Source organism: Peribacillus sp. SIMBA_075 (assembly GCF_046534585.1).
On the sequence record NZ_JAWRYN010000381.1, the window covers coordinates 1 to 292 of the forward strand.

Consider the following 292-nt stretch of genomic DNA (forward strand, 5'->3'; position numbering starts at 1 on the left):
CTCGTATCAATGCCTAACATTACCTTTGTCATGCTTGTATCTCCTGCCTGTTACGCCTGTGCCGTCTCACGAGTCTGCAAGAAGCTGGACAAGACGCCGTTAATATATCGATGGGATTGCTCATCAGAAAACAGCTTGGCAATCTCGATGGCTTCGTTCATAACGACTTTATCGGGAGTTTCTGCTTCAAACATGATCTCATAGAAAGCCAGACGAAGAATAGCGCGATCAACATTGGCAATTCTCTCTAACTGCCAGCCACGCAAATACTTTTTGATCTCTGCATCAATCT

The 292-nt window shown here is 44.9% G+C and carries 1 protein-coding gene; it reads right to left on the bottom strand.

Going from position 1 to position 292, the window contains the following annotated elements:
• Positions 1–50: 50 nt before the first annotated feature.
• The coding region (nusB, locus tag SB775_RS28675) for a transcription antitermination factor NusB (RefSeq protein WP_410864578.1) at positions 51–292 on the bottom strand (242 nt) is incomplete at its 5' end.